Raw genomic sequence first — 8,128 nt, 5'->3', positions numbered from 1 at the left:
CTGGCAGATGGACTTCAAGGGCCATGTGGGCCTCAGCGATGGCGCAAGGCTGCACCCGCTCACCATCCTTGATGATCACTCCCGGTACTGTCTCGCTATTGCGGCCTGCGCTGACCAGAAAACCCAGACGGTGCGGCAGGAGCGTCGGCCATGCGGGCTGCCCAGCCCGAGATGCGGAGGCGGCGTCAGGGGCAAAGGCAGACAGATAGCCCACCATGAGGAGCGCCGCGAGCGGGCCGGGAGGGTCCCCGGCAGAGCCCATCAGCGTATGTTCCGGTCAGGCGGAATAGCCTGGACGGAACATGCGCCAGATCAAAAGCTTAAGCATGATCTTATCGCAAAAGCGGGGTCCACTTTTGCGGATCATGCTCCAGTTCCGCAGTTCAGCCACCGCGCTTGACACGATAGAGATAAGGACGCGAGATCCCCAGCTGTAACGCAACCGCCACAGCTGTTTTGCCGGACCTCAATCCGGCGATCACCGCCTTGCGGAGCCTGGCGACGTCTGCCGCGCTGCGGCGGGTCGCCTTCTTCGCAGCAGGATTTTGGGCCTTGACCGATTTCACGGCAATCGCCTTCCCGTTCTTCTTGTTGCGGGTTGCCGCTGACGCGGCAACCTTCTTCTTCGCCTTCCTCGGCATCAAACAGCGGCTCAGAGAGCGCGCAGCTGATCGGCGGACTGCTTGCCCGAGCGGCGGTCGGTCACCAGTTCGAAGGAAACCGCCTGGTTTTCCTTGAGCGAACGCAGACCGGCGCGTTCCACGGCGCTGATGTGAACGAAGACGTCCTTCGAGCCGTCATCCGGCGCGATGAAGCCATAACCCTTGGTCTCGTTGAACCACTTAACCTTGCCTGTAGCCAAAATATGTTCTCGCTTTCATAGTAGGGGGCGTCCGAAACGTTCGGATGCCGCGAACATAATAAAAGCAGCCTTAGGTCAAGAAAGTCAACCGCTACTTGGGGTGCCGCAACGGGGCCGCCACGGCCCGGTGCGCCGGTCAACTCCCGCCGGGCGATGTTTCCGGCCGTTTTCGAAGGGGGCAGCCGCCAGCCGCCGGGCCCACTGCCAATCCCGCCGCCCGGCAAGACCTGCCATGGGGCCGATTCGCCGGATGCATCCGGGCGCCCTGCGGGAGGCCGGCGAAGCCGGGGTCTGACGGAAAGCCGATGGACAAAAAGTGGCTGAAGGCGATGCCCTCAGCGGCCATCCGCCCGATCACCGAAGCGGAGACAAGGTTTTTGCCCCCGGGGTTGGTGGGCCGCGCCCTCAGCCCAGGTCGATCATCACCTTGCCGCCATCGAGCCTCACCCCATGGACCTTGAGGTTGACGCAGACGGGCGCTCCCCTGGCCTCTCCGGTGCGGTAGTCGAAGCGGCCGTTGTGCTTGGGGCATTCGATGATGTTGTCCATCACCAGCCCATCGGCCAGGTGAACCTTCTCATGCGTGCACAATCCGTCCGTGGCGTAGTATTTGTCGTCCGGCGAACGGTAGATGGCGAAGGTGCGCCCGCCATGGTCGAAGCGCATCACGTCCTCGGGCTCGATGTCTCCCACGTTGCAGGCGGCAATCCAGTTGGGCATGTCGGTCAGTCTCCACTCATTCGGCAGGCACGGCATGGGCGGGGTATTCGCGCGGGATGGGGCGCTCTATCGACCATCCCGGCTCCCGGATCTGCCGGATGATGGCCGGAATGATCTCGGCATAGGCCGCGAAGGTCGAGGGGTAGGGCGGCGGGCAATAGGGCTTCATCGCCTCATGCAGCTCCGGCAGGCGGTGGTAGGGCACCATGGGAAACATGTGGTGTTCGATGTGATAGTTCATGTTCCAGTAAATGAAGCGCATCACCGGGTTCATGTGGACGGTCCGGCAGTTGAGGCGGTGATCCAGCACGTTTTCCGGCAGGCCCGCATGCTGGGTGAGGCCGGTGACGATGTGCAGCCACGCGCCATACATGGTGGGCAGCGGGCCCACGAACAGCATCGGCAGGATCGAACCCGCGTAAACCGAGAAGGCGACGATGGCGAGGTGGATGACGAGCCAGATGCGCGCGGTGCGATAGACTTTCGGGCGCTCCATCTCCGGAATGTAATCCGCCTCGTCGGGCGACAGCCGCCCCATGGCGTGGCGGACCATGCTCCTGATGGCGCCCCACACCTGCGGCACGCCAAGGAACATCAGGATCACCCGGAGCACGACGGTGGGCCGCATCACGGCCACTTCGGGGTCGCGGCCGACGATGATCGTGTCGGTGTGGTGGCGTGTGTGGCTCCAGCGCCAGACGGTGGGCTCGCGCATGATCATGAAGCAGGCGAGCTGATAGACCATGTCGTTCATCCAGGCCGTCCTGAAGGCGGTGCCATGCCCGCACTCATGCCAGCGCGAGTCGGTGGACGAGCCATAGAGCACGCCATAGGCGAGGAAGAAGGGAATGCACCATGCCGTGGGCCAGAAATAAAGGGCAAGCCCGCCCGTCACGATGAAGGCGGCGATCCAGATGACGGTGTCGCGGATGGCCGGCCCGTCGGACCGCTTCATCAGCTCCTTCATCTTCGCGCGCGGAATGGGGGCGCGGTACCATTCGGCATTGGCGAGTCCATGGTCCAGCGCATAGCGGCTCGAGGGGCCGGTCAGGCTGTAGTCGTGGGGTGTCGGCAGGGAGCTGTCCATCGGGCTGTCCATGTCGTGTGCGGTGGAGATTGAGCGAAAGCGTAACTTCCGCGGACGGCCGGAACAAGAGTTCCATTACGAAAACCATCGGATTGCATCATTCCGCCCTGTCGGATAGCCCATTGCCCTTGACTCTTCCGCCCGGTTGATGGAATTTTTGTTCGGCGTTTGAAATGAATGCTACAAACGTTCCATCCGCGGGATGGCGAGGCGCCACACAAGAGCGCCGGCAATAAGAGATGGGAGGGCCGACCGGCGGACGAGGCGGGCTGACCGCCGCGGGGCCGTTCAATCCTCCCCCTTCGCACGAGACTCTGCCCCGCTGCGCACGGGGTTCCGGCAAACAGGGCGCCACCGGACGCCCGTTAGGGAGGACCCGAGACATGAAGAAGACATTCCTTGCACTCGCGATGGCGGCTCTGATGTCGAGTCCGGCCATGGCCGGCGCCAAGATCGGCGTTTCGATGGCGCTGTTCGACGACAACTTCCTCACCGTGCTGCGGAACGGCATGATCGCCCAGGCCAAGGGCATGGACGGCGTGGAGCTGCAGGTCGAGGACGCGCAGAACGACGTGGCCAAACAGCTTGACCAGATCAAGAACTTCGCCGCCTCCGGCGTTGCCGCGATCATCGTCAACCCGGTCGATACCTCCGCCACCCAGGCGATGACGGACGCCGCCAAGGCCGCCAACATTCCGCTGGTCTTCGTCAACCGCCAGCCGATCAACGTCGACACGCTGCCCGACAGCCAGGCCTTCGTCGCGTCCAACGAGGAAGAATCCGGAACGCTTCAGACCATCGAGGTCTGCCGCCTGTTCAAGGACGCCGGCAAGAGCGAAGCCAATGTCTATGTGATGATGGGCGAGCTCTCGAACCAGGCCGCCGTGCAGCGCACCAAGGACATCCATGATGTGATGGCCAACGGCAAGTGCGCGGTGAAGCTCAACATCATCGACGAGCAGACCGCCAACTGGTCGCGCGATCAGGCCCAGGGCCTGATGACCAACTGGCTGTCGGCCGGCAAGGCCTTTGACGGCGTGATCGCCAACAACGACGAGATGGCCATCGGCGCCATCCAGGCCATGAAGGCCGCCAGCATCGACATGAAGAATGTCGTGGTCGGCGGCATCGACGCCACGCAGGACGCGCTGGCCGCCATGCAGGCGGGCGACCTCGATGTGACCGTGTTCCAGGACGCGGCCGGCCAGGGCGCTGGCGCGCTCGAGGCGGCCCTCAAGCTCTCCAGGGGCGAGATGGTGGACAAGAAGGTCTATATCCCCTTCCAGCTGGTGACGCCGGCCAACATTGACAAGTTCCTGAAGAAGAACTGAGACGGGCGGGGCGGGGCGGCATGCGGAGTGCTGCCCCGCTCCCGATATCATGAGGCTGAATTCCCCTCTCGTGGCGGGGGCAGGCGCGGGGACCGCGCCTTGCGGTTTACGGAGGAAGTTTTGGCAAAGTCCGAAGCAGGCATTGGCGGCCTGGACTACGATGCGAAGCGCCGGGCCTGGCCGAATGAGCTGAATATCCTGCTGGCGCTGATGCTCATCGTCGCCGCCTTCGAGAGTCTCGGGCGGCTGCTTTTGGGCGAAAGCTTCCTGTTCAACACGCGCGAGGGCGTGCCGGGCCTGTTCAACGGGCAGCGGCTGCAGATCATCATCCTGCAGGTGTCGATCGTCGGCATCATCGCCATCGGCGTCACCCAGGTGATCATCACCGGCGGAATCGACCTCTCGTCGGGTTCCGTTGTCGGCGCCACCGCGATGATCGCCATGTCCTTCGCGCAGGTCGCGGTGGTGAATGGCAACCCGAACCCCAAGGCCATCTTCGCGGCGCAGGGCTGGCTTGACCTCCCCGTGATCGTGCCGGTGCTGGTCGGCCTCGGCTGCGGCCTCCTTGCGGGCCTGATCAACGGCGCCCTGATCGCCTATACGAAAATCCCGCCCTTCATCGCCACGCTCGGCATGATGGTGGCGGCGCGCGGCCTGGCGCGATGGTGGTCCAGGGGCAACCCGGTCTCGTTTCCCACCGAAGGCTATGCGGCGATCGGGCAGGGCATGAACCCGGTGTTCATCTTCGTGGCGCTGGCCATATTGTTCCAGCTGATCCTGACCTACACGAAATACGGCAAGCACTGCTACGCCATCGGCTCCAACGAGGAGGCCGCGCGCATCACCGGCATCAAGGTGGAGCGCCACAAGGTTCTTGTCTATGCGATCGCCGGCATACTCGCCTCGGTGGCGGCCATCGTGCTGAGCTCAAGGAACCTCACCGCCCAGGCGGGCATGGGCGTGATGTATGAGCTTGACGCGATCGCCATGGCGGTGATCGGCGGCATCTCGCTGGCGGGGGGCAGGGGCTCCATCGCCGGCACGGTGCTGGGGGCGCTGATCTTCGGGGTCATCATCTCCGGCTTCACCTTCCTGCGTCTCGATGCTTACTATCAGGAGATGGTGAAGGGCGCGATCATCGTGGGCGCCGTGGTGCTCGATCAATGGCGGCAGCGCCGCCGCAGCCTGAGGGCGTGATCCATGTCTCAGCCGAACTCCGGCGTGATCCTCAGGACCGAAGGCCTGACCAAGCATTATGGCGGCGTGCAGGCGCTGGACGGCGCGGACTTCGAGCTCCGCAAGGGCGAGCATGTGGCCATCATGGGCGACAACGGCGCGGGCAAATCCACTTTCGTGCGCCAGATCACCGGCGTCGAGACCCCGACCCGCGGCAAGATCATTTTTCTCGCAAGGGAGATGAACTTCCACTCGCCGCTGGACGCGCGCGAGGCGGGGATCGAGGCGGTGTTCCAGAACCTCGCGCTTGCCGACGATCTCGACGTGCCCTCGAACCTGTTCCTCGGCCGGGAGAAGATCCTGTTCAACCTCGGCCCCTTTTCGATTCTTGACCGCAAGGGCATGCGCGAGGCGACACGCCATGCGCTGGAGAAGACGGCGGTCAGAATTCCCAATCTCTCCTCCGCCATCCGCCACATGTCGGGCGGGCAGCGGCAGTGCGTGGCGATCGCGCGCACCGCCACCTTCCCCTCGAAGCTCATCATCATGGACGAGCCGACGGCCGCGCTCGGCGTGGCGGAGACCGCGCAGGTCGAAAACATCATCCGCGCCATCAAGCGGAATGGCGAACCCCTGATCCTGATTTCGCACAACATGCGCCAGGTCTTCGACCTCGCGGACCGCATCGTGGTGTTCCGCCGCGGGCGCATCGCGGCGAACCTGCGAAAGAGCGACACGACCGGCGAGGAGGTGGTGGCCTATATCACCGGCGCCAGGACGGACCCCTCATCGATCGACCCGGCATAGGACAGAGGACCGCGACACATGGCCAGGAGACGCCCCACCATCGCCGAGATCCGCGCCAGCAAGGGCAAGCGCCAGTACACCATGATGCGGGTGACCGGCTGGGACGAACTCGCGGCGGCGGAGGCGGCGGGCATCGACATGTGCTCGGTCCCGCCCGAGATGCTGGTGGAGACGCGGTTTCGCGATGTTGCGCCCTCCATCTTCGCCATTCCCGGCCAGGCGCTCTATTCCGCGCCGGCCACGACGGATGATGCTTTGCGCTGGGCTTTCCGGATGATGGAGGCGGGGGCTGATGCGATCTATTCGGCCGCTTCCTTCCAGACGGTGCGGCGCCTGGCGGATGACAATATTCCGGTTATCGGCCATGTCGGGCTCATCCCGCATTTCTGCACCTGGACCGGCGGCTTCAGGGCCGTGGGCAAGACGGTGGAGAGCGCCATGGAGATTTATCAGCGCTGCAAGCAGTATGAGGAGGCCGGCGCCTTCGGCGTCGAGATCGAGGTGGTGCCGCCGGAGGTGACGGCGGAAATCGCCAGGCACACCTCGCTGTTCCTCGTCTCGATGGGCGGCGGAGCAGGGGGCGATTGCCAGTATCTCTTCGCCTGCGACGTGCTCGGAACCAACACCGGCCACATGCCGCGCCATGCGAAAAAATATGCCGACCTCGCCAGGGAATATGCCCGCATCCAGCAGATGCGGATCGACGCCTTCAGGGCCTTCGTCAACGACGTGCAGACCGGCGCCTACCCCGCCGAACAGCATCTGGTGAAGGCGCCGGAGACTGAAATGAATGCGTTCCGCAATAAGCTGAAGGGCTGAGGGCGTCCTCAGGGCTTTCCCCGTCAAGCTTCGGTCCGGCATCTCGTCATGCCCGGTCTTGATCCGGGCATCACCGCGGGCGCTGACGTGAACCGGCCGTCAGTCCGGCGAGGGCCGGGCTCCGGCTTGCTTATGTCCAGCTTTGCCGGGATGGGGAATTGCGATCCGCCTGGCCATGACGGCAACCGGCGATGCGGCATGCCGCTTGGTCATTCAACATCAGGGCGAGTCAAAGCCGCTTGCCGCAAGAGGTCTTCATCATATAGATTTGCGGATATAAGACTTTCTCCCGGACTGCCTCCGCGGTCCATGCCGTGCCTGACCAGCAACACCAACCCACAAGGAGACCATCCATGCCCCGCCGCGCACTCGCCGCCGCCCTTCTCACCCTCACCGCCCTCGCAGGCCTCCCCCAGGCCGCCCAGGCCGGCTGCACGCCGGGGGTGGGGTCCGATAGCTCTGGCAACACCTGCATCGGCGCTGGCGCCTTGACAGGCAACACCTTAGGCGGCGCCAACAGCGCCACCGGGTATTCTGCGCTGTCTTCCAACACCACGGGCTTCAGCAATAGCGCCACCGGGTATTATGCGCTGTCTTCCAACACCACGGGCGAGGGCAACAGCGCCACCGGGAGTTTTGCTCTGTCTTACAACACCACGGGCTACAATAACAGCGCCACCGGGTATGGTGCGATGTATTCAAACACCACGGGCAGCTTCAACAGCGCCACCGGGATTCTTGCGCTGAATTCCAACACCACGGGCAGCTACAACAGCGCCACCGGTGTTAATGCGCTGTCTTACAACACCACGGGCAGCAGCAATACCGGGACTGGCAACAAGGCCGGAGGCAAGCAGACGGGCAGCAACAATACGTGGCTTGGCGCGGAGGCGGGCTGGAGTGGCGATTTCGGAGATGGCATCTTCATCACGGGCAGCAATAACACCGCGCTGGGCTATCAGGCAGGCTCGCAGTGGACGACGGGCTCGAACAACATCGCGCTCGGCCATGCGGGCGTGGCGGGGGACGACAAGACGATCCGCATCGGTGGCACCACGCAGACCCGCACCTTCGTGACCGGCATTTTCGCCACGAAGGCGGCCAAGGGCTCGCGCCCGGTGCTGGTGGACGCCAATGGCCAGCTCGCCACCTCCAAGAGCTCGCTGCGCTACAAGGAGGATGTGCACAGCATGGGCGATGCCAGCAATGCGCTGATGGGCCTCCGCCCCGTCACCTACCGCTACAAGCAGGCCGAGGCTGACGGCAGCAAGCCCATCCAAGATGGCCTGATCGCCGAGGAAGTGGACAAGGTGATGCCCGCCCTCG

The 8,128-nt window shown here is 64.1% G+C and carries 9 protein-coding genes and 1 pseudogene; 6 read left to right on the top strand and 4 right to left on the bottom strand.

The window, feature by feature from the left end:
- Window positions 1-136: pseudogene (locus IOC69_RS10600) on the top strand (IS481 family transposase); the annotation flags it as partial.
- A 247-nt stretch (window positions 137-383) separates the two neighbouring features.
- Here the strand turns inward: IOC69_RS10600 and IOC69_RS10595 are convergent.
- The 4 genes from IOC69_RS10595 to IOC69_RS10580 form a co-directional block, all read right to left on the bottom strand.
- The gene (locus tag IOC69_RS10595; RefSeq protein WP_290543522.1) at window positions 384-641 is read right to left on the bottom strand and encodes a hypothetical protein; all 258 of its coding nucleotides are present in this window, start codon (window positions 639-641) and stop codon (window positions 384-386) included.
- Between the two features lie 11 nt (window positions 642-652).
- On the bottom strand, window positions 653-862 hold the full coding sequence (locus IOC69_RS10590) for a cold-shock protein (RefSeq protein WP_111199114.1): 210 nt from the start codon (window positions 860-862) through the stop codon (window positions 653-655).
- 405 nt (window positions 863-1,267) lie between these two features.
- Window positions 1,268-1,582, bottom strand: coding sequence for a MocE family 2Fe-2S type ferredoxin (locus IOC69_RS10585; protein ID WP_290543521.1), 315 nt, complete (start codon window positions 1,580-1,582; stop codon window positions 1,268-1,270).
- A 16-nt stretch (window positions 1,583-1,598) separates the two neighbouring features.
- A complete protein-coding gene (locus IOC69_RS10580; RefSeq protein ID WP_290543520.1) occupies window positions 1,599-2,669 on the bottom strand; it encodes a fatty acid desaturase family protein in 1,071 nt (356 codons plus the stop codon).
- Window positions 2,670-3,052: 383 nt separating this feature from the next.
- On the opposite strand from IOC69_RS10580, the gene IOC69_RS10575 reads away from it, so the two are divergent.
- From IOC69_RS10575 to IOC69_RS10555, 5 genes are all read left to right on the top strand, one after another.
- The gene (locus tag IOC69_RS10575; protein ID WP_290543519.1) at window positions 3,053-4,000 is read left to right on the top strand and encodes a sugar ABC transporter substrate-binding protein; all 948 of its coding nucleotides are present in this window, start codon (window positions 3,053-3,055) and stop codon (window positions 3,998-4,000) included.
- 120 nt (window positions 4,001-4,120) lie between these two features.
- Complete coding sequence (locus tag IOC69_RS10570) at window positions 4,121-5,197, top strand: ABC transporter permease (protein ID WP_290543518.1); 1,077 nt, start codon at window positions 4,121-4,123, stop codon at window positions 5,195-5,197.
- A gap of 3 nt (window positions 5,198-5,200) precedes the next feature.
- Window positions 5,201-5,983, top strand: coding sequence for an ATP-binding cassette domain-containing protein (locus tag IOC69_RS10565; RefSeq protein WP_290543517.1), 783 nt, complete (start codon window positions 5,201-5,203; stop codon window positions 5,981-5,983).
- Window positions 5,984-6,001: 18 nt separating this feature from the next.
- Window positions 6,002-6,802 carry a 3-methyl-2-oxobutanoate hydroxymethyltransferase gene (locus IOC69_RS10560; protein WP_290543516.1) on the top strand — a complete coding sequence of 267 codons (801 nt, stop codon included), beginning with the start codon at window positions 6,002-6,004 and terminating at the stop codon, window positions 6,800-6,802.
- Between the two features lie 353 nt (window positions 6,803-7,155).
- On the top strand, window positions 7,156-8,128 hold a 973-nt coding region (locus IOC69_RS10555; protein WP_290543515.1), incomplete at its 3' end, for a tail fiber domain-containing protein.

Source organism: Aestuariivirga sp. (assembly GCF_020252405.1).
In the GTDB taxonomy this organism is placed as follows: Bacteria; Pseudomonadota; Alphaproteobacteria; order Rhizobiales; family Aestuariivirgaceae; genus Aestuariivirga.
This window is presented reverse-complemented; position numbering and strand designations above follow the sequence as displayed.